Origin of the sequence: Sphingomonas adhaesiva, from assembly GCF_036946125.1 — a bacterium.
In the GTDB taxonomy this organism is placed as follows: Bacteria; Pseudomonadota; Alphaproteobacteria; order Sphingomonadales; family Sphingomonadaceae; genus Sphingomonas; species Sphingomonas adhaesiva_A.
The window spans coordinates 2317304-2340925 of sequence record NZ_JAQIJT010000002.1; the positions used below are offsets into that span (position 1 = coordinate 2317304).

The window sequence follows — 23622 nt, forward strand, 5'->3', positions numbered from 1 at the left end:
CGACGATCACGCCGCCGCGCGGTAGATCACCCACAGCTTCGCGCAATCCTCGGTCGACAGCCACGAGCAGCGCGCGCCCGGCAGCATGACGAACAGGTCGCCTCGGCGGAAGGTGGCCGCGTTGCCGTGGTCGTCCTCGAACGTCACCGATCCCGCCAGCAAATGCATCAGCTCGGCATGGCGATAGTCGATCGCACGACGCGCATAGGGGGTCGAATCCCACACGCCGCACATGAACTCGCCGTTGGGCGTGACATAATCGGTGTGGCTGCGGCACGACGGCACGTCGGAGGTCAGCACGTCCGCCGCGGGCGGGTTGGACGGGTTCAGCGTCGCGGCGAGGTCGATCGGGACGACATGATCGGCACCGCCGCCCGCGCCGAGGTAGCGCACCACCGCAGCCTGCGTGCCCGCCGCGGCGGTCCAGCCGAACGCCAGCCCCTGCGGCAGCATCGCGCCGGTGTCCGCCGCGATCTCCCGCGTGGTATCCGCCGCGATCGTCAGCGTGCCCGCGATCACGAAGACGAATTCGTCGAAGCCGAGCGTCACCTCGCCGCTGCCCTCCAGCGTCATGACCGACACCGCGACCGGGCCGTCATACGGCAGCACCCGGCGCGCGGCGAACCAGGCGTCGCCGGTCTCGCGCGTCGCCTCGCCGGCGGCCGGATCGGCCGCGAAGGCGCGCAGGTCGTGGACGAACGCCGGCATCGCCGCGGCATCGCGCACCTTTTCCGTCACGCCGCTCACAGCCCCACCAGCCCCGGCAGACCCGCGATGCTGGAGATTTCGTTGACCTGGTAATATGGCGTCGACGGCTCGTGCCCGCGGTTGACGAACGCCTTGTTCCTGATGCCGACGTCGTGCGCGGTCATGTGATCGTAGCGGAAGCTGGAGGAGACGTGCAGGAAGTCCTCCGGCACCGCGTCCAGCTGATCGATCATATATTCGAACGCCTGCATCCGCGGCTTGTACGCCTGCGCTTCCTCCGCGGTGAAGACGGCGTGGAATGTCGCCCCCAGCTTTGCCACGCTGTGCGGGATCAGGTCGACCATCGAATTCGACAGGATCACCAGCCTGTATTCCTCTCCGACGCGCGTCAGCGGCTCGACCACGTCGGGGTGCGGGTTCCACGTCGGGATCTCGGCATAGATGCGCTCCACGTCGCTGTCGCGATATTCGACGCCGTGGCGCGCGCAGGTGCGGCGCAGCGCGCTCTCGACCACGTCGCGATACGGCTTCCACGCGCCCAGCACCTCGTCGAGGCGGAAGGCGGAGAAGCTCTCCTTGAACGCCGCCATCTGGTCGGGCGCGACACGCTCGCCGCCATAGACGCGCTCCGCGGCGGGGGCCATTTCGAAGTAGATGAGCGTGCCGTAGCAATCGAACGAGATGTATTTCGGCCTCAGACCCGCCATCGCATGGCTCCCCCGATGAAGTTGATGCAGCGAAACGTAGCCGCTCCGCCGGCGCGATGCGGGCGAAAGCACGCGGCCGCAGAATATATCGTGCCGATTGCGTCGACCTGCCCGGCAGAGGCTGCGGCCCCCGCCTCTCGCCAGCGCGCGCGTGGCGCATTATGGCAATGTTTCGACAAGGAAGGACCGGCCGATGGACCTGCTGATCGTGGAGGACGACCGGGACTATGCCGCCGCGCTGAAGGCGGAGCTAACCGCGCTGTCGCACGACGTGACCGTGGCGACCACCGGGCCGGAGGCGCTGACCGCGGTGGATGCGCGCGTGTTCGACGCGGTCGTGCTCGACTGGATGCTCCCGCTGCTCGACGGGCCGACCGTGGTGCGCCGGATGCGCGAGCGCGGACACCGCCTGCCCGTGCTGATGCTGACCGCGCTGGGGCTGGCGACCGAGAAGGTCGGCGGGCTGGATGCGGGTGCGGACGATTATGTCGTGAAGCCCGCCGCCGCGATCGAGATCGACGCCCGGCTGCGCGCGCTGCTGCGGGCGCGCGGCTGGACCGAGGGCGACGGCGACACGCTGCGCGCGGGCGACCTGCTGGTCAGCCCGGGGCAGCACCGCGCGTGGCGGGGGGAGCGGGCGCTCGACCTCGCCAATCTGGAGTTCAGGCTGCTGGCGGAGCTGGCGCGCCATGCCGGCAGCTTCGTCACGCGGGCGATGCTGATCGAGCGGGTGTGGGGCTATGATTTCGAGCCGACGACCAACATCGTCGACGTCCAGATCCGCGCGCTGCGCCGCAAGCTGTCGGTGGGGGACGAAGCCGATCCGATCGTGACGAAGCGCGGCGTCGGCTACATGCTGGAGGCGTGACACGGTGCGGCTGCGCACGCTGACCGCGCTGTTCGTGGCGGCGTTCGTGCTGGCCACGCTGCTGACCGGCTATGCCATGTTCACGGCATCGCGCGGCGCGATCGTCCGGCTGGTCGATCGCCGGATCGAGGCGGTGAGCGATGCGGTGCTGGAGAACGTGCGCCCCGGCGATGCCGCCGGGATATTGGCGCAGATCCGCGAAATCCTGCGCCGGCGCGACAGCGGCGACATCGGGTTCGAGCTGCGCGACCGGGCCGGGCGGCGGATCGGCGGCAATGTCGCGCTGTCGCGCGCGATCCCCGCCGGCTTCTCCACCATCTCGCACAACGACCGGATCGAGGGGCTGACCGAGGGACGCGCGCAGGCGCGGGAGGCCGGCGGCGGGCTGACGCTCATCACGGTCGCGGAGACCGAGCCGATCGACGGGCTCGCCGCGGTGCGCTGGCGCACCTACCTGCTCGGCTTCGGGCTGATCGCGGCGGTCGGGCTGGCTGGGACGATCGCGTTCGGCGTGACGGTGCGGCGGCGGATCGAGGAAGTGCGCGCCACCGCGCTCGCGATCATCGACGGCGATCTGTCGCGTCGCGTGCCCGTGGCGACGCAGGGCGGCGTCTTCGCCGAGCAGGCGCGGACGTTCAACCGCATGCTGGACCGCATCGCCGCGCTGGTCGACGGGTTGCGCCACGTCGGCAACGATGTCGCGCACGACCTGCGCACGCCGCTGGCGCGGCTGCGCAGCCGCGTCGCGCTGGCCGCCGCTCGCTCGCCCGGCGACGAGATGGACGCCGCGCTGGAGCAGTGCGACGAATTGCTGGCGATCTTCACCGCGATCCTGCGCATCGCGGAGATCGACACCGGCGACCGGCGCGGCGCGTTCGAGACGGTCGACCTGGCGGCGTTGGTTCGCGAGGTGGCGGAGACATTGACCGATGTCGCGGCGGACGACGGGCATCGTCTGACGATCGCGCGACTGGACGAGGTCGCCATCGCGGGCGACCGCCAGCTGCTGAGCCAGGCGTTGCTCAACCTGACCGAGAATGCGCTCCACCATACCCCGGCGGGAACGCGGGTGACGCTGTCGGTGGAGGCCGATGCCGCCGCCGTGCGGGTGGTCGTGCTCGACGACGGCCCCGGCATCGCGCCCGGCGACCTCCCCACCGCGCGGCGGCGGTTCGGGCGGCTGGACCCGAGCCGCCACCGCCCCGGGCACGGCCTGGGGCTGCCGATCGTCGAGGCGATCGCCGGCTTGCACGGCGGGACGCTGGAACTGGCGGACGCGCGGCCGGGGCTGTCGGCCGCGCTGGTGCTGCCGGGGAGAGAGCGCGTCTCACCCAACGCCGTCATCCCCGCGGAGGCGGGGATGACGAAAGCAAACGACCTCAGAAGTTGACGAGCGCCTCCACGCCATAGGTGCGCGGCGCGTTGAAGTTGCCGTAGTCGCCCAGCACGTTGTTGATGCTGCCCGAGGTGACATTGGTGGTCGGGGCGCCCGGCAGGCTGTTCGACGGATCGCGGCGGAAGATATATTGCTGGTCGAACAGGTTGCGGCCCCACAGCGCGACCGTCATCTTCGGCTTCCCCTCGCCCAGCGCGATATCGGCCAGCGCGACCCGGCCGTTGACCAGGAACGATGCGTCCGCCTTGGTCGCGAACTGGTCGAATGCCTGCGTCGCCTGCGCGTAATTGGCGTCGAGGTGGAAGCGCAGGCGGGTGTCGCCCCCGCCCACCGGCAGCGCATAGTCGACCGAACCCGACGCCGCGTTGCGCGGCGTGAAGACGATGTAGAAGTCCTGGAGCACCTGCGTGCTGGTGGTCACGCCGCCGCTGGTGACGCTGTTGGTGATGAGCACCGGCGGGATGCGGGTATAGGTATAGGCGTAGGAGGCGTTCAGCGTCAGGTTATCGACCGGCTGCACGGTCAGCTCCGCCTCGACGCCGCGGATCTTGGTGGTGCCGGGGGCATTGATCGTGACCAGATTGTTGAAATTGCCGGTCGCGGTCGTCTGGATCGAGCTGATGTCGACCTGGCTGTCCTTGCGGTCCATGATGTAGCCCGCGAGGTTCAGCCGCACGCGGCGGTCCCAGAACTGCGTCTTCAGCCCGACTTCGTAGGACTTCACGTCCTCGGGATTGAAGGCCTGGTAGTTGGACGTGCGCGAGCTGGCGCCGCCGGCCCGGTAGCCGGTCGCATATTTGACATAGCCGTGGATGTCGCTGTCAAAGTCATAGGCTAGGGTGACCATCGGGTTGAAGCGGTCCCAGCTCGCGTCGAGCGGGCGATAGCCGTTGGCTGCCGCTACGGCGGGGTTGGTCACGTAATTGACGTTGCGCGAGAAGAGCAATTGCCCCCGCTTCACGTCATGCGTGTAGCGGCCGCCCGCGGTCAGGTGCAGCGCGTCGGTCGCGTTCCACGTCACCTGTCCATAAGCGGCGTAGCTCTTCGACACCACCGCCGAGGCGCGGTCGATCGAGCGGCAGCCCGGCTGCGAGCCGGCCAGCGACGTCGTGCCCCCCACCGGCTGGCCATTGACCACGGTGAACCCGGTCGTGATCGACGTGCACGGGTCGAGCACGGTGATCTGCCCGTTGGCGCTGTTGTAGAAGTTGGAATTCGGCGTCGCCGCGTCGTCGCTGACGTGCTCGTTGAAATAGAACAGTCCCGCGACATAGTCGAACCGGCCGGCGGTGCCGACCGCCTGCAATTCCTGGCTGAACTGGCGCTGGCGCAGATCGGCCAGCGAATAGCGGCTGAACAGCTGGCCGTTGAAGAGCGTGCCGTTGATGACGACGTTGCCGGGGTTGAACACCGGCACGCGGTGCGCGCCGCCCGAATTGTCCCACTGCGTCGCATCCACGCCGCGCCATGCGGTGATCGAGCGCAGCTCGACCTCGGGCGACAGCTTGTACTTCAGCACGTTGGTGAAGCCGTGCGTCTCGTCGATGCTGGGCTGCTGCGGCACGCCGATGTCGGCGACCGTCATCCGGCTGCTGCCGTTGACGACGACGCCGGGCATCAGCGGCTTCACCGTGCCGGTCAGCGTCGTATAGGCCGTCCCCGGCAGGAAGCATCGCGGCGCGGCGGATTGCGCGCCGGCGACGCAGCCGTTGGGATTGTAGTTGAGCAGCTGGCTGTAGAACGGCGAGTTGCGATCGCTGGCGACGTCGTAGGAAAAGTCGTCGGTCAGCCCGTCGACCGGCGCCCAGCGTACCGCGACCCGACCGCCGCGACGATCGAAGTAATTCCAGCCGGTCTGCCCGGCGAGCGGGTTCTTCGTCGTCGGCCCCTGATACTGGACCACGCCGTCCAGCTTCACGCTGAAATTCCGGTAGCTCGGCAGGTCGAGGTGCAGCTCGCCGTTGTAGGCGCCGTAATTGCCGATGCCGGCGCGCGCGCGGCCCCCGAATTCGCCCGATGGTCCTTTGGTGACGATGTTGAGCGCCCCGCCCTCGGTATTGCGGCCGAACAGCGTGCCCTGCGGCCCCTTCAGAACCTCGATCCGCTCGACGTCGAACAAGGCGGCGTTCAGCCCGTGCTGGCGACCCAGATACACGCCGTCGACGTAGATGCCCACGCCCTGTTCGCGCGCGGGCTGATTCGCGTCGAGCGGCACGATGCCGCGGATGCCGATCGTCAGCGCACTCTGGCGCGCCTCGAACGTGGCCACGCGCAGCGAGGGCGCGCCGCCATCGGCGAGGTCGTAGAGGCTCTGGACATGGCGGTCGACCAGCGCGGGCGCGCCCAGCACGGTGATCGCGACCGGCGTCTGCTGCAGGTTCGTCTCGCGGCGGGTTGCGGTGACGACGATGTCGGCCATCTGTTCGCCCTCGGCCGCGGGGGCGGCGGCGGGTGCGGCGGCGGGTTCCGCGGCCGCTGCCGGCGCGGCGCCGGCCGGCGCGGCAAAGGCGGCGGTGGGTGCGAGAGTAGCGGCAAAGCCCGCGAGAAGGCGCGCACGCACGCTCGAACGGAAGGTCATGTCGTAAGGTCCCCTTAGTCGCCGATCTGGCTGCGAAGGGGCCGTTAAAGCGATTCGGCGGCGGCGCGGTGACACTTCGGTGACGCACCGCGGCATCGTGATTTCATCTTGGCTTCATCTTGCGCGACCGCGCCGGTCATTTGGCGCGATCATGTGCCATACTGTCGTCGCGACGCCAAACCTGTCGCCGGTGTCGAGGCCGGCGCTGCCGTTCATGACCGGATGATAGTCGCCTTGGCCGCCGCCGCATTGGCCGCGATCGCCATCCGGCATGATGGGTGGTACTCCGACGGACGGAGGGCGCCGGGTCGTGCGGCGCCTGCCGCGCCCTCCATCACGGGGACACGAAAACGGGGTGCCCCGGCATGACCGGAACACCCCGTTTCGCGATCGGTCAGGCGATCAATAGAAGGCGAAGTCGCCCGCGCCCAGCGCCTTGCCGTTCAGCGACTGGATGTCGAACGCACCCAGCACGTTCCCGCTGCTGTCGACGATGTGATAGGTGAAGATCTTGTCGGTGGTCGACGTGGCCACCGTGCCGTCACGCTCGCCCACGACGAGCAGCGATGCGCCCGAACCGAAGCCCGAGAAGGCGACGAAGTCGTTGGTGGTGGCGCTCCAGTTGGCCGGGCCGGTGCCCGCTGCGCCGTCGAAGTCCGACACGTACTTGCTCACCGTCGTGGAGCCGTCGAAATCCTTCGCGCGCAGGATGAAGGTGTCGTTGCCCTCGCCGCCGAACATCCGCTGGAAGCCGGTGTAGGCCGAGCCGTCCGAACCGCCGGTCTGCAGACGATCGGCGCCCTTGGTGCCCGAAACCGTGTCGGGGCGCGTCGGGCTGATGTCGGTGTCGCCGTAGGTGATGCCATAGCTGTCGGGCATGATCTGTCCCCTTTCCTTGGTGGGTTGCACTGACTGCCAGACGCTCGACCACGCCGATCGTTCACGAAGTTTTTACCGTCTTGCGCGCGCAAAAGTCTCAAATTGAAACAGGCGGTGCGTGAGCTTCGTCACCCGGCCGAAAAAGGACCCGCTTTTGCGGGAACCGGGCGAGTGCAAGTCTCACCGCAGGCGCTGCGCGCTTGTTGCGGTGCGTGCGCCATCCTAAGGCGCGCGGCGTGCGCCCCGTCGGCGCGCACCGCGGACGCGACAGGCAGGAGATCCCATGACGGCCCGGGGCAAGCATGTGCTGTTCATCAGTCGCCAGCGGCTGGTCGGCACCACCAACGGCAGCTCGACCTATCTGATCGACCTGGCGCGGGCGGTGCGGGCGGCGGGGATGGTCCCGCATCTGCTGCAACCCGCGCCCACGCTGATGGGGCGCTGGCCGATGCTGACGCTGCGCCCCGAAATGGCGGTGTTCGAAACGCATGTCGCGCGCGGGCTGCTGCGGGTCGGGAACCGCCTGATCTCGCTGTCGCCGCGCCTCTATTCGTCGGTCGCGCGCGCGGGCGTCGCGGCGCTGGCGCGGCGGGCCGGCGTGCAGGCGGCATGGGCACGCGACCGCAAGGCGCCCTATGCGGTCGCGATTCCATGGACCGCCGCCGACCACCGCTTCGTGGCGCAGCACGCCCGCGGACGCTGCGACGTCGCCATCGCGGACTATATGTTCAACGCAGAGGCGTTCGCCGACCTGCCTGCGGGAACCCCGACCGCGATCGTGATGCACGACCTGTTCCACGCGCGCGGCTCCGCCGCGACCGATTCGGTGGCGCAGGTGGAGCGCGCACACGAGGTAGCGATGCTGGCGCGTGCCGATGCGGTGATCGCGATCCAGGCGACCGAGGCGCGGTTCGTCGCGGACGAGGTGCCCGGCACGCGCGCGATCCTGGCCCCGATGGCGGCGACGCCGGTGGCCCGGCCGCAGCCCGGCACCGTGGACCGCCTGCTGTTCGTGGGCAGCGATACCGCGCCCAACGTCGACGGGCTGCGCTGGTTCTTCGACGCGGTGTGGCCGTCGATCCGTGCCGCCGCCCCGACGACGCGGCTGGAGGTGGCGGGCAGCGTCGCGCGCGCCTTTCCGGACGGCGCGCCGGAGGGCGTGACGCTGCTGGGCCTCGTCGATTCGCTGGTGCCGCTGTACGCGGCCGCGGGCGTGGTGATCTCGCCGCTCACCTTCGGATCGGGATTGAAGATCAAGCTGATCGAGGCGCTCGCGGCAGGCAAGGCGATCGTCGCCACCCCGGTGACGCTACAGGGCGTGGAGCGCGAATGCGCCGGCGCGGTCGACTGCACCGACGATGCCGCGGCGTTTGCCGCGCATGTGCTGGCGCTGCGGGACGACGAGCGGCGGGCGCGCCAGGCGGCGGCGGCGCTGGCGGTGGCGGTGGCGCATTTCTCGCCCGCGGCCTGCTACCGCGACGTCCAGCAATGGCTGACCGCCAGCGTCAGCCCGCCTTCCACGCCCGCACCGAGCGCACCCGCATCGTGATGCTGTCGGTGGTCGCGGGCGGCTCGCCGGGCCAGGCCCCGCCCACGGTCAGGTTGAGCAGCAGGAACATCGGCTCGGTATAATCGTCCGGCGTCGCGACCTGTCCCACCAGGCGGCGATCGTAATAGAAGCCGATGCGATCCGCCCGCCACAGCACGCCGTAGCGATGCCAGCCGCGCTCGCACGCGCCCGGCGTGACCACCTGCGCCCCGTCGTGCTTGCCGTTGCGGAGGGTATGCGCGGTCCAGAAGAGCTTGCCGGTGCCGACCGTCTCCGGCACGTCGATCTCGCCGTGCCGCGGCCAGCCCAGGTTGCGCGGCAGCAGCCAGAAGGCGGGCCACGCCCCCTTCTGGCACACCGGCAGGTCCATCTCCGCCTCGAAATAGCCGCGCAGCTGCGCGAAGCTGAACTTCGTGGTCAGCAGGCCGCTGGTCCAGGTGCGCCCGAACAGCGCCGCCTTCTGCGCCGGATCGGCGCGGCGCGCGGTGATCGTCAGTCCGTCGCGTGTGGTGGCGAAGGGTTGCAGCCCGAGCGGCCGGGTCCCGCCCTGCCCTGCGAAATCGGGATCGACCGCCAGCGTCGTCCGGCTGAGCGAGCGATTGCCCACCGACGCGGGGCCGCCATAACCGTGCACCGTACGCCAGCGATGCGGCCGCGCGGGCTTCACCTGATCGACGCCCCAGTCGAGGGTGCGGAAATCCTCCGCGAAGGTCGGCTGGCCCAGCGGCGCGACGTCGATCCGTTCCGGCAGCGCCGCCGGGGCGTCGCGCCCCGGGGGCGGATCGGCCGGCGACGCCGTGCCGATAGCCAGCGGCAGGGCGAGCGACAGCGTCGCCACGATGCGATCGGCGAGCAGCGAGGAGAACATGCCGACACTCCCGTCCGGTGGTTACGTCATCTTCTGCACCGGATCGGTCCTGTGCAGGACGGCCGCGTTCATGAACCGCTTGAACGGCCGCTCCAGATGCCGGTCCAGCAACCACGACATGAGCAGAAGCAGCCCCAGCATCATCGCCCCCGACACGGGGGCAGCGCCGCGTACCAGATCGAGGCCGAGGAGGGAAATCACGATGCCGGATACCGGCACGTGCAGAACGTAGATGCTGTACGACGAGACGCCGAAGAACGAGAGAACCGACTTGATACGGTCCGGCAGTTCCACGTTCATCGCGACGACGACGATGAGCGGGAACGCCACGAAGATCACCAGCAGGTCGAACAGCTCGTCACCCCAAAAGGCCCGCGGTGCCGCCAGGATCGCGGTCACCGCGCAACAGGCCAGGGCGGAGAAGATCACGTTGACGATCCGCCGGTCGGGAAACGGGGTCAGCAACGTGCGATAGCGGTACAGCAGCACGCCGATCGAAAAGGAATATCCCACCCTGAAGGCGCCGCCCGGAAAATTCTTCGCCGACCAGCCGAAGTCGACCGCATGGCGACCGCCCTTGACCGACAGCCCGATCAGGATGACCGCGCTGACGATCGCCACGCCCGCGATCACGATGTTGCTCAGCCGCTTGAGAAAGAGCGCATAGGCGAAGTTGATGACCAGCTCCAGCGACAGCGACCAGGTCGGGCCGTTCAACGGATAGGCATAGCCGGCCGCGGGATCGGCGCTGATGACCGGCAGGAGGAGGATCGCGAGGACGATCGCCGCCCCCACGGGAACGATGCTGGCATAGAAGGTAGGATCGACGAAATAGGCGAGGATCGCCAGCCCCAGCCCCACGTAATATAGCGGCAGAAGCCGAACGCCCCTGATGATCGCGAAACGCGAAAAGCTCATATGCGAGAGCAACTTGCCCTCATACGCATTGGCGATGACGAAACCGGACAGCACGAAGAAGATGTCGACGGCCAGATACGATCGGGGGAAGTAGCCGGAAAAGAACGCCGGGAGATGATACATCACGATCATCACCGACGCGATCATGCGGATCGCGTCCAGCAGCGGATAGTATTTGCGCGGAGCTGGATGAGACACCACCGCCTCCTTCCTCAATAGACGGCTGCGCGGCGGGCGGATGTCCGGCGGGTGCGCCGCGCAGGCACGGTGTCGGCGGCGGCGTGCCGCGCCCGCGCCACGGCCGCCGCGGAGAAACTCAGCATCGCCGTCAGCAGCACCGTCACATGGTTGAACGGCGCCAGCCCGACCGCCTCGATCTGCACGCGGGACAGATACAGGATGCCGATCACGAGCCAGAACATCGCCTCGATCTCGGGGACCAGCACCATGTAGCCGAGCAGCGACAGGGTGAACATGACGGTGACGGCCGCGATGAGGCCGTAGCCGATCCACCCGATGTTGATCCGCATCTCCACCATCGCATTATGGAAATTGAACCCCTTTTGCGACGTGATGCCGGCGTAGCGCCACAGTCCCTCCGCATCGGCATTGCCGACGCGCCAGAAGGACCCGTACCCGACGCCTAGCAGGGGATTTTGCGCCATGATCGGCTCGGCGCGAGCCCATAGATAGACCCGCCCGGTCAGCGTCGGATCCTTGCCCAGCGCCGCCAGCACGGTGGTGGCGATCTCATCCTTGAACGTGACGAACAGGAATATCAGGATCGAGACGGCGATCAGCACCGACAGGACGGCGATCACGCGGCTGAGGTTGGACGACAGCCGGTAGATCATCAGCGTGAGGAACAGCGCGACGCACGACGTCGCCGACACGATCGCGCCGGAGGAACGCGCCTGGACGAGGATGTAGGTCGCGACCACGATCGTCAGCAGGAAGGCGCCGGCCAGAAACACGCCGTTTCCGCGTTTCGGGATGACGAACACCGCCGCCAACCCGCCGATCAGCGCGAGCGAGGCCGAATCGGCCATCGCGCTCTTCCCGCCGTTCAGTCCGGCGAACGCGGTGGACCCCGCCGTCGCGCCCCATGCGACGGAGCCGCCGAAGATGAAGGACACGAACAGGAATATCGCGAAGGCGGCGGCCAGGCTGACGATCGTTTCGGATCGCCGATCCGAAACACCGATGCCGATCCCGACCAGCATCGTCAGAACGACCTCGGCCGACAGCTTCAGCGTCGTCGATGGCGCCTGCGACCACAAGGTCGAGACGACGGGAAACAGCCCCGCCGCCATGATCGGCAACAGGAACACGAAGTACTTCGATATCTCCTCCCGGTAGACATAGGCCGCCGCGAAGCTGGTCATGACGAACAGCAACGGGGCAAGCGGCCCCAGCTGGACCGTGAATTGCAGCACCAACATCGCAAATCCCGGGAGGATAAATTTCGCGATGTCCTGATACGACACGCCGCCCTCTGCGACCGACATGCCTCTGCGTCCCATACGCGGATCGTGTCTCGGGCGGGGCATATCGCGTCATCTCCGACAGGAACCGGGGTAAAAGGCATCCTGTGACTTGATTTGCTCAATGCTTCATGAAGGGGCGCATCTCAAGGGGCCACCGCCGCCACGTGAAGGCTGGCGAAGCGGCGGATGGCGCTGTATCGCGCGGCCTGCCGCCCCGCCCCGCCTCACCCGCCGGAGATCGTCATGACCGCCCGTCCCCGTCGCCTGTGGCCTCTGGTGGTGCAGAAGACCTCGCTGGTCCCGCCGCGCTGGCGCCGGCTGCTGCTGCGCCGCGCAGGCTGCGCGATCGATCCGCGCTCGCACCTGGAGCACGGCATCGATTTCGTCCCCGGCGACTTCGCGATCGGCGCGGGGTCGTTCGTCAACCGCGAGGGGTTCCTCGACTGTTCCGGCGGGATCGCGATCGGGCGCGACACGCTGCTGGGCCCGCGCGTCGTCGTGTTGACCACGACGCACGACGTGCAGGACACGCTGCCGCGCGCGGGCGCGCCGCGCTACGACGGCGTGCGCATCGGCGACGGTGCCTGGATCGGCGCGGGCGCGACGATCCTGCCCGGCGTCACGATCGGCGACGGCGCGGTCGTGGCCGCGGGCGCAGTGGTGCGCGGCGACCTCGAACCGGACGGCCTCTATGCCGGCGTGCCCGCGACGCTGAAGCGCCGCCTGCCCGCGACCGGCGGAACCGCCGCTCGGGCCTGGCCATGACGGACCGGGCCGCAGACCAGACAAAAGGGCGACGATGAGACGATTCGAGACGCTGGACGGGCTGCGCGGGGTCGCCGCGATCGTCGTCATGGTGATGCACGCCAGCGAGACGGCGCATCTGTCGCTGTTCCGGAACGGCGGGCTGGCGGTGGACTTCTTCTTCATCCTCAGCGGCTTCGTGCTGGCGCATGCCTATACCGGGCGGGCGGGGCTGACGTTCGGTCCGTTCATGCTGAAGCGGCTGGTGCGGCTGTACCCGATGTTCCTGTTCGGGCTGATGCTGGGCGCGGTCGCGCTGTTCGTCGCCATCGCCGCGGGGACGACGACGCTGTCGCCCGCGTGGGGTGCGGTCTCGGTTGCGCTCAACCTGGTGTACCTGCCCTTCTTCAACGCCTTCGCGGTGACGCCGATGGGGGGCGCGCCGGTGGTCGGCGGCGTGTTCCCCGCCAACCCGCCGCAATGGTCGCTCCATTTCGAGCTGGTCGCCAACCTGTTCTTCCTGACGCTGCTGCGATGCTCCACGCGCGTGCTGGCGGCGATCTCGCTCGCCAGCCTGGTCCTGCTGGTCGCGTTCGCGCGCTATGTCGAGCATCGCAGCGGGGTACCGGGGCTGTCGATCTTCATGGGCTGGTCGACGGGCAATTTCATCGGCGGCTTCCCGCGCGTGATGTACGGGTTCGTGGCCGGGATGGTGCTCCACCGCGCGGTGTCCTCGCGCACGTTCGACCGGGTGGAGGCGGCGCTGGCGCGCGTCCCGCTGGCGGAGATCGCGATCATGGCCGCGATCGCCGTCGTGCTCGGGTTCGGGCCGGACCGGCTGCGCGGCGCCTATCACCTGGCGGTGGTGCTGGTGCTCGCGCCGGTGCTGGTGTTCGCCGGCGCCGCGGTGGAGCCGCCGGCGGGCCGGCGGATGGCGCTGGTGAAGTGGCTGGGGTGGATCTCCTACCCGATCTATTGCGTCCACGTGCCGGTGCTGATGCTGCTCGGATCGGCGACGCAGGCAGGGTATCTGCCGGTATCGGCGGTGCTGCCGCTGACGATCGTGCTCGCGTTCGTCCTGGCCGCGATCGGCGCGGCCTGGTTCGACGAGCCGGTGCGCGCGCGCATCAACGCCTGGCTGAAGCAGCGCCGCACCGCCTGACCGGCTACGCGCCGAAGCGCTTGCGCACCAATCGCTTCGCCAGCGGCGCCGGCGCCGCCAGCGTCGCCAGCGACCAGGCGGACAGCTTCAGCCGGCGCTTGAGCGGCTCGGACCCGGGCAGCACGATGTTGCGCACCGCGTCGATCATCGCCGGCACGCGCCCGTCGCGCGGCAGCGGGTGCCCCTCCGGCGCCATCCGCAGCGAGGCGACACGCAGCTGCAACACGTACCAGCTGCGCCGCAGCACGTCCGCCGGGGGGGCGGTCACCCCCGCCCGATCCGCGAACAGCGTCGTCGTCTCCTGCCGCTCCATCGCGCGCGCCACCTCGCGCGCGAACAGCGCGGGGTTGGCGGTCAGGTTGCTGTCGTTGCTGCCGTGGCGCCGGTAATAGACCAGCGGCCGTGCGATCGACACCACGTCGCCCATCAGCGGGGCGAGCGGCAGCGTGGTCGAATCGGTGAAGCTGTCGCGCTCGGGCCCGATGGGGAAGATCTTCTCCAGGAAGGTGCGGGCATAGGCGTTCCCGGTGCCCGGCGGGGTGGGATATTCGCTCGACGTCAGCGTCCAGCGGCGGATGTCGGCCGGGGTCGGCACCGGGTTCCACGCCGGGAACGGCGCGCCGTAGCGCTTGCCCGCGCTGTCCATGTGGATCAGCTGCACCTGCACCTTGCTGACGTTCGGCCCCCACACCTTCACCACCGACGAGGCGAAGTCCGGCTCCACCGTGTCGTCGGCATCCAGGAAGACGATGATGTCGCCCTTGCTGGCGGCGAATCCGGTGTTGTTGGCGACGCGCTGCCCGCCGTTCTGCTGGAAGATCGCGGTGATGCGGTCGCCGTACCCCTCGATCACGCGCCGCGAATCGTCGCGCGATCCGTCGTCGACGACGATCACCTCGATCCCGGGCCAGTCCTGCGCCAGCGCGCTGTCGAGGCAGGCGGGCAGGTACTGGGCGTAATTGTAGTTCGCGACAACGAAGGACACCATCGTCATGGATCGTAAATTCCTCATCGGCCCCCAGGTTGAGGAAGCGTTAGCGCATCCGTTAACATCGCGCGCTGACAAAAGGACGGCACCCCCCGCCGCGCTCTTCGCACGCGCCCGGCCGCCACCGCGGCCCGACGCCGAATTTCCCAGCGAAAACTAGCCTTTACGGCACGTTTACCAGCCTCGGAAGGCTTTCTTCAAAAGCCCGCGGCTATCCCCGTCATCAACATCCAGCGGGGATTTCGATCGTGCCAAACTACATCAACAGCCGTGGCCTGACGCTCGCGCAGTCGGGCAAGACCGTCAAGGGTATCGTGGGCACCGCGAAGAGCGACAGCCTGGTCGGCACGGACGGCAACGACGCCTTCCGCGGCGGCAAGGGCCCGGACACCTATGCCGGCGGCAAGGGCGACGACACCTATTTCGTCTCCAACTCGACCGACATCGTCATCGAGAAGGCGGGCGAGGGCATCGACACGGTCAACAGCGAGGCGAAGTTCCGCCTGACCGGCAACATCGAGAACCTGACGCTGACCCACGTCAACGCCTGGTACGGCGAGGGCAACGACCTCGACAACATCATCACCGCGACGCTCAGCGGCCAGCAGATCAACGGCGGCAAGGGCAACGACGTCCTGGTCAGCCTGGCGACCGACAACACCTTCATCATCACCAAGGGCAACGGCAGCGACGTCGTCTACGGCTTCGACAAGACCGACACCGTCCGGCTCGAGAACTACGGCTTCACCAGCTTCAAGCAGGTGCAGGCCGCCGCGTCGCAGGTCGGCGCTGACACCGTCATCGCGCTGGGCGCGGGCGAGACGCTGACGCTGCGCGACACCAAGGTCGGCACGCTGACCGCGGACAATTTCATGGTGCAGCAGGACCGCACCGGGCTGTTCCAGACCTTCAACGACGATTTCAACACGCTCAGCCTGTACATGAACGGCGGCACGTGGCGCACCGAATACGGCCACGGCGGCGCGGGCACGCTGGGCAGCCGCATGCTGAACGACGAGGTCCAGATCTACATGGACGCCGCCTACAAGGGCACGTCAAAGGCGGCGCTGGGCGTCGACCCCTTCTCGATCAGCGACGGCGTGCTGACGATCACCGCGGCGCCGACCGTGGCGGAGGCGAAGCAGTATCTGGGCAACATGGACTATACGTCGGGGCTGCTGACGTCGAAGTTCACCTTCTCGCAGGAATACGGCTACTTCGAGATCAAGGCGAAGATGCCCGAGGGGCAGGGCTTCTGGCCGGCGTTCTGGCTGCTGCCGACCGACAACACCTGGCCGCCCGAGCTCGACGTGTTCGAGGGGCTGAGCAAGGATCCCTCGACGCTGTACATGACCGTCCACGGCGAGGACGCGAACGGCAAGCACGTGGGCGACCAGGCGAAGCTGCACATCGATTCGACCCAGTGGCACACCTACGGCGCCGACTGGGGTCCGGAATTCATCACCTATTACGTCGACGGCATCGAGGTCGCGAAGCTGGCCACGCCGGACGGGATGAAGGACAAGGAGATGTACATGCTCGTCAACCTGGCGGTCGGTGGCCGCTGGGCGGGCGCGCCGGACGGGTCGACCGGGCAGATGCAGGTCGATTACGTCCGCGCCTATGGCACCGCCAACACGGTGCAGTCGACGACCAACGGCAAGACCACCGTCTATACCCCCGGCCAGGGCGGCACGATCACCACGCCGGTCGTGACCACGCCGGTCGTGACGACGCCGGTCGTGACCACCCCCGTCGTGACGACGCCGGTCGTCACCACCCCCGTGGTGACCACGCCGAGCGTCACCACCCCCGCCGTGACCACCCCCGTCGTCACCGCGCCGGTCTCCACGACCGTCACCCCGGTGTCGTCGGCGCCGGTGAAGATGGTCGGTACCGCGGGCACGGACACGCTGGTCGCCACGAAGGCGGGGGCCGAGCTCTTCGGGATGGACGGCCACGACACGCTGAACGGCGGCACCGTCGCCGCGACGCTGCGCGGCGGCGACGGCAACGACATCTACATCGTCTCCAACGCCGGCCATATCGTGATCGAGAACGCCGATGAGGGGATCGACACCGTCCGCAGCACGATCTCCTACACGCTGACGGACAATGTCGAGGTGCTGCTGCTCGACGGCACCGCGCACATCAACGGCACCGGCAACGCGCTCGACAACCGCATCACCGGCAATGCCGGCAACAACGTCCTGACGGGCGGGGCCGGCAACGACACGCTCGACGGCGGCAGCGCGGGCAACGACACGCTGATCGGCGGCACCGGCGACGACACCTATGTCGTCAGCCACGCCGGGATGACGCTGGTCGAGAAGGCCGGCGAAGGCACCGACACCGTGCGCTCCACCATCTCCTGGACGCTGGGCGCCAATTTCGAGCGGCTGGTGCTGGAGGGGTCGGCCAACATCAACGGCACCGGCAACAACGAGGGCAACCGCATCGTCGGCAACACCGGCAACAACGTCATCACCGGCGGCACCGGCAACGACAATCTCGACGGCGGCACCGCCGGGCTCGACACGCTGATCGGCGGCAAGGGCGACGATCTGTACTGGGTCAACCACGTCGGCACGACGCTGGTCGAGAAGGCGGGCGAGGGCAACGATACCGTGCGCTCCACGCTCGGCTGGACGCTCGGCGAGAATTTCGAGAACCTGGTGCTGGAAGGGACCGCCAACATCAACGGCACCGGCAACGCGCTGAACAACCGCATCGTCGGCAATGCGGGCAACAACGTCATCACCGGCGGCGCGGGCAACGACTCGATGACCGGCGGCGGCGGCAACGACACCTATCTGTTCGGCAAGGGCTTCGGGAAGGACACCATCACCGACTTCTCCGCGGCGAACGACTATCTGCAGTTCAGCGGCTATTCGAAGGCGCAGCTGCAGATCACCCAGGTCGGCGCGAACACCGTCATCGGCTTCGGCGGGGCGGACACGATCACGCTGATCGGGGTGCAGGCGAACGATCCGCACCTGATGTCGCACCTGCTGTTCTGATCCCGCGCGGCGATCCCGCCGCCAGCGACGAAAGGGGGGAGCCCGGCCATGCCGCGCTCCCCCCTTTTTTTCGTCAGCCATTCCGCGCGTTGGTGACCATGATGAGCGCGGCGAAGCAGATGAACAGCGACCCGATCCCCGCCAGCCCCACGCCGACCGCGACCTCCAGCTTCGCCTGGTGCATCGTCACCCAGTCCTGTGGCCCCGGGCGGTCGCCGAAGCCCCACAGCACGAAGACCGCCGACACCAGCCACAATCCGCCGCCGAACAGCGCGAACAGGCCGCTGAGCCGGCGTCCCTCATGTCCCGGTTGATCCCGATTGCGGCGTGCCATGCGCCCCCTCCCCTGACCGTCTCGACCACTTTTGTTGGGACAGGCTGCGCCTTCCGGGACGCGATGACAACCGTCGACGGCGCGGCCGCTGACCGGGAACGGGACGGTCAGAAGGACAGCTGCACCCCGGCGGACACCCGATTCTCGTGCAATTCCCGCACGGGATCGGGCGAGCTGCGATCGCCGCGCGCATAGGCCGCGCGCAGCGACAGCTGGCGATTGACGAAATAGCGCGCGCTCAACCGCGCGCCGCGTTCCGAGCTGGACGCGAAATCGCCCAGCGGCGCGATCGCCGCATAGCGGCCATAGGCGGTGACGATCAGGTTGCGCAGAAGCTCGTGGTCGACCGTCAGCGTCACCTCGGTCACGCGGTTGCCCGCGACATCGATCGAGCTGGCCTCGTCGATGCGGCGATCGGCGTACAGCTGGATCGAGGTCAGCGGGGTCACGTTCCACAGCACGTTGGCGCCGAACGAGGCGCCGCTGGTATCCCTGAACCGCGGATCGGCATAGTCGCGCACCAGATAGCCGGCGCGGATCTCTCCGGTGATGAGATCGGTCAGCGTCAGGCGTACGCCGGCCTCGATCCGGCCGCCGCTGGAATTGCGGTCGAAATTGCCCGGCTGGCGCGGATCGTCGGCCCCGATGACGTAGCGCCGCCGGTCGGCCGTCCCGCTCACCACGACGCTGTACCCCGGCGAGACGGCATAGGCGATCGAGCCCGACGCCCCCAGGATGCTGGCGTCGCGGAACTGCTGCGGGATCGGCACGCCGTCCAGCGTGACCGCATCGTCATAGTCCACCTTGGTATAGGACAGCACCGACTGCACCACGAGCCGCCCGAAATCCTGCTCCGTGGCCAGCGTCGCGCGGGCGCGGTTGTAGCGCACCGGCTCCCGCGCGCCGGCGGGGCTGGTGAAGCTGCTGCGATCCTCGACCAGATGGTCCGCGCGCAGCACCAGCCCGACATTGGCGACGCGGCTGACGTCGTAACGGCCATCGAGCTGCGCGCCATATTGCGTGGCGTTCTCGGTCGACAGCGTGTGCGCGCTTTGCGAGGCATAGACCTGGGCGTTCAGCGCGTGCACCGACCAGTTGGACACCAGCTTCGCCTCGCCGTTCGCGACCACGAACGCGTCGTCGCGCTTGTCCGCGTCGGAGGCCCGCGCGTTGTCGGTCGCCGCGCCCGTCACGGTCAGCGTCGGATACAGGAAGAACGAGCCCAGCCGCCCCCCGATCGGCAGATACTCGGGGCGCTGCCGGTCGGCCACGCTCTTCATCACCGGCGTGGCCGGGGTGGCCGATTGCGCATGCGCCGCGCCCGACACCAGCGGCCCCGAGACCAGCGGCATCGCGACGATCGCGAGCAGATACCGATTGTTCAACGCCATTCCCCGGATGCTTCCCTGTATGCGCTCGCGTAGCACGTCCGCCGCGCCACAGGCAAAACGTGGCGCGTTTACCACGTCGCAACCGCTGCGCCCGCACAGGGTGCGGAACGGCGACGAAAGGGAATGAACGGATGCCGAGGCACGCAACGAACAGCTGGCGCCGGACACCGCGACCGATGCCGGGCGCGCCGGCCGCCGCGGTCGTCCGGCCCATGGCGGCGGGGGACGATGCGCGTGCGCGGCAGCGCCGCCTCGTCCATGCGTTCGACCGCGGCGAGCCGGAACGCGCGCCCGGGGGCGTCACCCCGCCGGCGCTACGCTGGCTGATGAACGGCGCGGTCGCGGCGCTGCTGTGGTACGTGCTGTTCCGCCTGGTGCAGATCGCGCTAGGCGCGGCATGACCGGCGCAGAATGACCGGCGCAGAATGACCGATGGGGCGGACCTGTGGCTGCTGGCGAAGGACGTCGCGGTGGCGACCTCCGGGCTGTCGCGTCCGGCGCTCCACGTCCTGCTCGGCACCGCGCTGTTCGCGCTGCTGCTGCCCGCCTCCCCGATCCGCGCCTGGGCGATCGTCATCGCGATCGAACTCGCGAACGAGGCGGTCGACCGGCATCACCTGCTGGCCATCGGTGCGGGGTTCGATCCGATGGCCAGCTGGCGCGATGTGGTCGACACGATGATGCTGCCGACGCTGATCCTGCTGGCGCGGCAGGCGTGGCACGACGGCCGCCACGGCTACCGCCGCCGCCGCCGCCGTGCCCGCCGCGGCGATCACCAGCCGGCGAACACCGCCCTGACCGCGTCGCGCAGGACGTAGATGCCGCCGAACCCGGGCGCGGCGATGCTGCTGACGACCGGATGCCCGCCATCGGCGGTGAACGCGTCGGTCGCCGCCCCCGTCGCGGTCAGGTGGGTCGATCCGTCGCCGCTGCGCCACAATCCGCTGTCGCGCGCCGTTTCGGCCACGTCGGCGGCATCGAACAGGATGTCGATCCCGCCGATCCCGCCGCGCAGCGCGGCATTGACCTGCGCGCGACGCGACCCCGCCCCGCCGGTGAAGGCGCCGGTCGGGGTCGCCTTGGGCGCCTGCCCCGCCACCGTCCTCCACCCGTCGCTCGACGTCGTCGACGGGCATTGCGTCGCATAGACGAGCTTCACCTGCGGCACCGCGGACTTGAACCCCGCGGCGATCGCGGCGATGTCCGCGGTCTGCTGCGCCACGGTGCGCCCCGCGTTGGTGTCGTTGACCGACCAGTTGCAGAACACGTGCGTGACGCCGATCCGCGACAGCAAGGCGGCACGCCGGACGAACGCCGCCGGCTGGTTCTCGAACGCCTTGGTACCGGCGTACCCCATGTTGACATAGGGATAGCTGCCCGCACACGCCCGGCCGAAATAGCCGATATTGCCGCGGGTCGCGCTCGCCGCGTCGGCCGCGTCGCCGACGCCGTAGATCAGGCTGTCGCCCACCCCGGCGAACGCCTTGCCCACCGGCGTCCCGCCGAAGCCGGTCGCCTTCACCGCGCAGGGGCCGTAGCCGCGCCGGGTGGCGGTCGGCGTGGCGTTCGTGATCGTGCCCCCGCCCGTCCGGTTCACCCCGGTGGCGAAATCGGCCGCCTCCAGCAACGGGCTGCCCGGCTGCACGACATAGCCCTGCACCCATTTGCCGCCCGCCGCGACGGAGACGCTGGTCCGCACCCAGTAGATCGCGCCCGCGGGGATCGGCGTCGCGGGCACCGCCTCGTCGCTTTCCGCCCAATTGTCGGGATGCGCGGCCGGAATCGTGACGGAGGGCGCCCCGGCGAAGGTCAGCGGGGTGATCGTACCCGCCGGATATTCGATCGCCGCGGTCACGGTGATCGGGTCGCTGCCGTCCGCTTCGTTGGTCGCGGTCGCCAGCCAGTTGGTGAAATAGGCGCGCAGCTTCGTCACCGTCGCGCCGGTTTCGTTATAGCTGGCGATGCGCGAATTGCTGTCCTGGTCGGTGCCGTTGGACATCGTCCCGCCATAGCCCATCTGGTTGAAGCGCGATCCCATCAGCAGCGCCGCGGGGGCGTTGCCGCCGCCGGCGTCGTCGTCGCGGATCGTGCCGGTGCCGGTGGCGAGCAGCGGGACCGTGGCCACGACCGTGATCGCGAACCCCTCGTCGGCCTCCGGCGACGAATCGCCCGCGATCGTCAGCGTCAGCGTCTTCACCGTCTCACCGGCGGCGAAGGTGCCGCTGCCGGCGGGAAACGCGCCGCCCGCGAAGTCCGACGCGCTCGCCGGATCGGCGCCGCGTCCCGCGACGCTCCAGGTGAAGGGCACCGCCTCCGCCAGCCCGTTGCGCGCCAGCGTCAACGTGTAGGACAGCGTGCGGTCCGCGCCCGTGCCCTCGGTCGCGATCTGCGGTGCCGACAGCGTCAGCGCGGCACCGCCGGGCGCCTTCGGGGTCACCCCCAGGTTGAGGAGCCCCATCGCTTACCACTCCCGCGCGGCGAAGGACTGGCCGCTGGTCGCGCCGAAGAGCGAGATCGCGCCCGCCGGCACGCCGTGCGCCGGCGCCTCGTACAATTGTCCCGGCGCGATACGCAGCGCCGGCTGGTCCGCCGCTGCGGTGCCGACGCTGCTGATCCACAGGTCGCCGCTGGACAGGTTCTGGACGAAGAAGCCGCGCCGCGTCGCCTGCGCCGGCGCCAGCACCTGCGCGGTGCCGCCGCTGGCGATCGTGCCGGAGCGATCGACGTAGCTGACCGCCACCGCGCGCGCGGCGACGGGCAGCGGGTGCGCCTCGTCCACCGCGACCGCGGCGGCCTCCGCCGCGCCATAGCTGAGCGCGACGCGCGGGACGAAGCTTCCCGGTGCGCTGATAATCGGATCGGCCATCGCTGTTCTCCTTGCTGAAACAGGTTTGTTCCTGCTTCGTTCGCAGAAGAAAGCGATGTAGGACAGCGCAAAAATACGGCGGGCGCTCTACGCCCCCGCACCTACCGCATCGAGCGGTCGAGCGCGTACAGCTTCTCCATCATCCGGTCGCGCAGGCTGTCGCGGCGCGCCTCCTGGCTGAGCGACGTGGGACGCGCGGCGAGGGCGGTCAGCGCCTCGGCGGTGCGGGCGGGCGAATAGCCCAGCAGGCGCTGCAACGGCGGCACCGCGGCGACCACCGACTTCACCCATGCCTTGGGGCCGCCGGGGGGGCCATAGCCGGTCTTCTCGATCTGGTTCATGCGCCCGGCATATTCGCGCATCGCCTCGTCCAGCGTGAAGGTCAGCGTGGTGCCGAACGGCTCCGCGCGCTTGCCGAAGCGCAGCAGCTGCGCCGCATTGGGCGGCGGCACCAGGGTGGTCGAGAAGTCGAGCGACAGCGTCGCCAGCCAATCGACCCATTTGCTGGTCGACAGGTTGCGCGAGCAGCCGAACGCGATCCACGGCACCCCGTACACATCCGCCAGGATCGCGCCGTGGAGCGATTCGGTCAGCACCAGATCGGCGCGCGCGATCGCCCCGATCACCTCGGCCGGCGTGCCGCGGGGATCGATCAGCGTGAAGCCCGCCTGCGCGCACGCCTCCGCCCAGCCCGGATAGGCGATGGTCTCGAAATGCGGGATCACCACCGTACCCCCGCCGCCGGTGCCGCGATCCGGGAAGGCGGGCGCCAGCGGGACCGTGATCGCCCCGTCGCCCAGCGCCAGCTCCGGCCCCACCCCCATCAGCTTCGCGGTCAGCGGCCCGCGCACGCAATGCACCGTGATGCGCTTCTTCGCCCACAGGTCGACGTGGAGATAGCCGGCGCCGCTGGAGAAGATGTCCAGCTGGGTGACGTCCGTGTTCATCCCGATGATCGTCCCGATCCCGCAGAAACCGCGATCGACCGATGAATCCGCGAACAGCTCGGGCACGAAGGCGGGCCACAGGTCGACGTTCAGATCGTCCCCGAAATTGGGCACCGAGTTGCGGAAATGGATAAGCTGCATGGTCTCGCGATCTCGGTTCGTGGCTGGGTTCGTGGAGCGCCGCCGGGAATCCGGCGACCGCGCGATAGCGC

General features: G+C 69.0%; 21 protein-coding genes. 8 read left to right on the forward strand and 13 right to left on the reverse strand.

The window, feature by feature from the left end:
- Positions 1-6: 6 nt before the first annotated feature.
- Both PGN23_RS17175 and PGN23_RS17180 read right to left on the reverse strand, forming a co-directional pair.
- On the reverse strand, positions 7-747 hold the full coding sequence (locus PGN23_RS17175; RefSeq protein ID WP_335304287.1) for a cupin domain-containing protein: 741 nt from the start codon (positions 745-747) through the stop codon (positions 7-9).
- Complete coding sequence (locus tag PGN23_RS17180) at positions 744-1415, reverse strand: haloacid dehalogenase type II (protein WP_335304288.1); 672 nt, start codon at positions 1413-1415, stop codon at positions 744-746. Before PGN23_RS17180 ends, PGN23_RS17175 begins: the two co-directional genes overlap by 4 nt.
- A gap of 193 nt (positions 1416-1608) precedes the next feature.
- On the opposite strand from PGN23_RS17180, the gene PGN23_RS17185 reads away from it, so the two are divergent.
- A complete protein-coding gene (locus PGN23_RS17185; protein WP_335304289.1) occupies positions 1609-2283 on the forward strand; it encodes a response regulator transcription factor in 675 nt (224 codons plus the stop codon).
- 4 nt (positions 2284-2287) lie between these two features.
- A complete protein-coding gene (locus PGN23_RS17190) occupies positions 2288-3673 on the forward strand; it encodes a sensor histidine kinase (protein ID WP_335304290.1) in 1386 nt (461 codons plus the stop codon).
- On the opposite strand, the gene PGN23_RS17195 is transcribed toward PGN23_RS17190, so the two are convergent.
- Both PGN23_RS17195 and PGN23_RS17200 read right to left on the reverse strand, forming a co-directional pair.
- Positions 3663-6257, reverse strand: a complete 2595-nt coding sequence (locus tag PGN23_RS17195) for a TonB-dependent receptor (protein WP_335304291.1) — start codon at positions 6255-6257, stop codon at positions 3663-3665. The two genes, PGN23_RS17190 and PGN23_RS17195, sit on opposite strands and share 11 nt — an antisense overlap.
- Before the next feature lie 402 nt (positions 6258-6659).
- Complete coding sequence (locus tag PGN23_RS17200; protein ID WP_335304292.1) at positions 6660-7136, reverse strand: hypothetical protein; 477 nt, start codon at positions 7134-7136, stop codon at positions 6660-6662.
- Between the two features lie 283 nt (positions 7137-7419).
- On the opposite strand from PGN23_RS17200, the gene PGN23_RS17205 reads away from it, so the two are divergent.
- A complete protein-coding gene (locus PGN23_RS17205; RefSeq protein WP_335304293.1) occupies positions 7420-8685 on the forward strand; it encodes a glycosyltransferase in 1266 nt (421 codons plus the stop codon).
- On the opposite strand, the gene PGN23_RS17210 is transcribed toward PGN23_RS17205, so the two are convergent.
- Genes PGN23_RS17210 through PGN23_RS17220 form a run of 3 tightly spaced genes read right to left on the reverse strand, consistent with a single transcriptional unit; the run spans position 8642 to position 11979 of the window.
- Positions 8642-9553, reverse strand: coding sequence for a glycoside hydrolase family 16 protein (locus PGN23_RS17210; RefSeq protein ID WP_335304295.1), 912 nt, complete (start codon positions 9551-9553; stop codon positions 8642-8644). The genes PGN23_RS17205 and PGN23_RS17210 overlap by 44 nt on opposite strands.
- A 21-nt stretch (positions 9554-9574) precedes the next feature.
- Complete coding sequence (locus PGN23_RS17215) at positions 9575-10669, reverse strand: acyltransferase family protein (RefSeq protein WP_335304296.1); 1095 nt, start codon at positions 10667-10669, stop codon at positions 9575-9577.
- Positions 10670-10683: 14 nt separating this feature from the next.
- Positions 10684-11979, reverse strand: a complete 1296-nt coding sequence (locus PGN23_RS17220; RefSeq protein WP_335304297.1) for an O-antigen ligase family protein — start codon at positions 11977-11979, stop codon at positions 10684-10686.
- Between the two features lie 222 nt (positions 11980-12201).
- Here PGN23_RS17220 and PGN23_RS17225 point away from each other — a divergent pair, with 222 nt between their 5' ends.
- On the forward strand, positions 12202-12723 hold the full coding sequence (locus PGN23_RS17225) for an acyltransferase (RefSeq protein WP_335304298.1): 522 nt from the start codon (positions 12202-12204) through the stop codon (positions 12721-12723).
- A gap of 34 nt (positions 12724-12757) precedes the next feature.
- Positions 12758-13864: an acyltransferase family protein gene (locus PGN23_RS17230; RefSeq protein WP_335304299.1), complete on the forward strand. Its 1107-nt coding sequence runs from the start codon at positions 12758-12760 to the stop codon at positions 13862-13864.
- A gap of 4 nt (positions 13865-13868) precedes the next feature.
- On the opposite strand, the gene PGN23_RS17235 is transcribed toward PGN23_RS17230, so the two are convergent.
- Positions 13869-14858: a glycosyltransferase family 2 protein gene (locus PGN23_RS17235; RefSeq protein ID WP_335304300.1), complete on the reverse strand. Its 990-nt coding sequence runs from the start codon at positions 14856-14858 to the stop codon at positions 13869-13871.
- Positions 14859-15100: 242 nt separating this feature from the next.
- Between PGN23_RS17235 and PGN23_RS17240 the strand changes: the two genes are divergently transcribed.
- Entirely contained in the window at positions 15101-17872 is a 2772-nt protein-coding gene (locus tag PGN23_RS17240; protein WP_335304301.1) for a family 16 glycosylhydrolase, read from the forward strand.
- A gap of 73 nt (positions 17873-17945) precedes the next feature.
- Here PGN23_RS17240 and PGN23_RS17245 read toward each other — a convergent pair whose 3' ends face one another.
- Both PGN23_RS17245 and PGN23_RS17250 read right to left on the reverse strand, forming a co-directional pair.
- Complete coding sequence (locus tag PGN23_RS17245) at positions 17946-18206, reverse strand: hypothetical protein (RefSeq protein ID WP_335304302.1); 261 nt, start codon at positions 18204-18206, stop codon at positions 17946-17948.
- A gap of 107 nt (positions 18207-18313) precedes the next feature.
- Complete coding sequence (locus tag PGN23_RS17250; RefSeq protein ID WP_335304303.1) at positions 18314-19597, reverse strand: outer membrane beta-barrel protein; 1284 nt, start codon at positions 19595-19597, stop codon at positions 18314-18316.
- A gap of 131 nt (positions 19598-19728) precedes the next feature.
- Here PGN23_RS17250 and PGN23_RS17255 point away from each other — a divergent pair, with 131 nt between their 5' ends.
- Together PGN23_RS17255 and PGN23_RS17260 are read left to right on the forward strand one after the other, a co-directional pair.
- A complete protein-coding gene (locus PGN23_RS17255) occupies positions 19729-19998 on the forward strand; it encodes a hypothetical protein (protein WP_335304304.1) in 270 nt (89 codons plus the stop codon).
- Between the two features lie 24 nt (positions 19999-20022).
- Positions 20023-20415, forward strand: coding sequence for a hypothetical protein (locus tag PGN23_RS17260; RefSeq protein ID WP_335304305.1), 393 nt, complete (start codon positions 20023-20025; stop codon positions 20413-20415).
- On the opposite strand, the gene PGN23_RS17265 is transcribed toward PGN23_RS17260, so the two are convergent.
- From PGN23_RS17265 to PGN23_RS17275, 3 genes are all read right to left on the reverse strand, one after another.
- Entirely contained in the window at positions 20370-22055 is a 1686-nt protein-coding gene (locus PGN23_RS17265) for an SGNH/GDSL hydrolase family protein (RefSeq protein ID WP_335304306.1), read from the reverse strand. The two genes, PGN23_RS17260 and PGN23_RS17265, sit on opposite strands and share 46 nt — an antisense overlap.
- A 3-nt stretch (positions 22056-22058) precedes the next feature.
- Positions 22059-22463 (reverse strand): hypothetical protein, encoded by a 405-nt coding sequence (locus tag PGN23_RS17270; RefSeq protein WP_335304308.1) that lies wholly within the window; start codon positions 22461-22463, stop codon positions 22059-22061.
- 101 nt (positions 22464-22564) lie between these two features.
- Positions 22565-23551 carry a polysaccharide pyruvyl transferase family protein gene (locus PGN23_RS17275; RefSeq protein WP_335304310.1) on the reverse strand — a complete coding sequence of 329 codons (987 nt, stop codon included), beginning with the start codon at positions 23549-23551 and terminating at the stop codon, positions 22565-22567.
- Between the last annotated feature and the right edge of the window lie 71 nt (positions 23552-23622).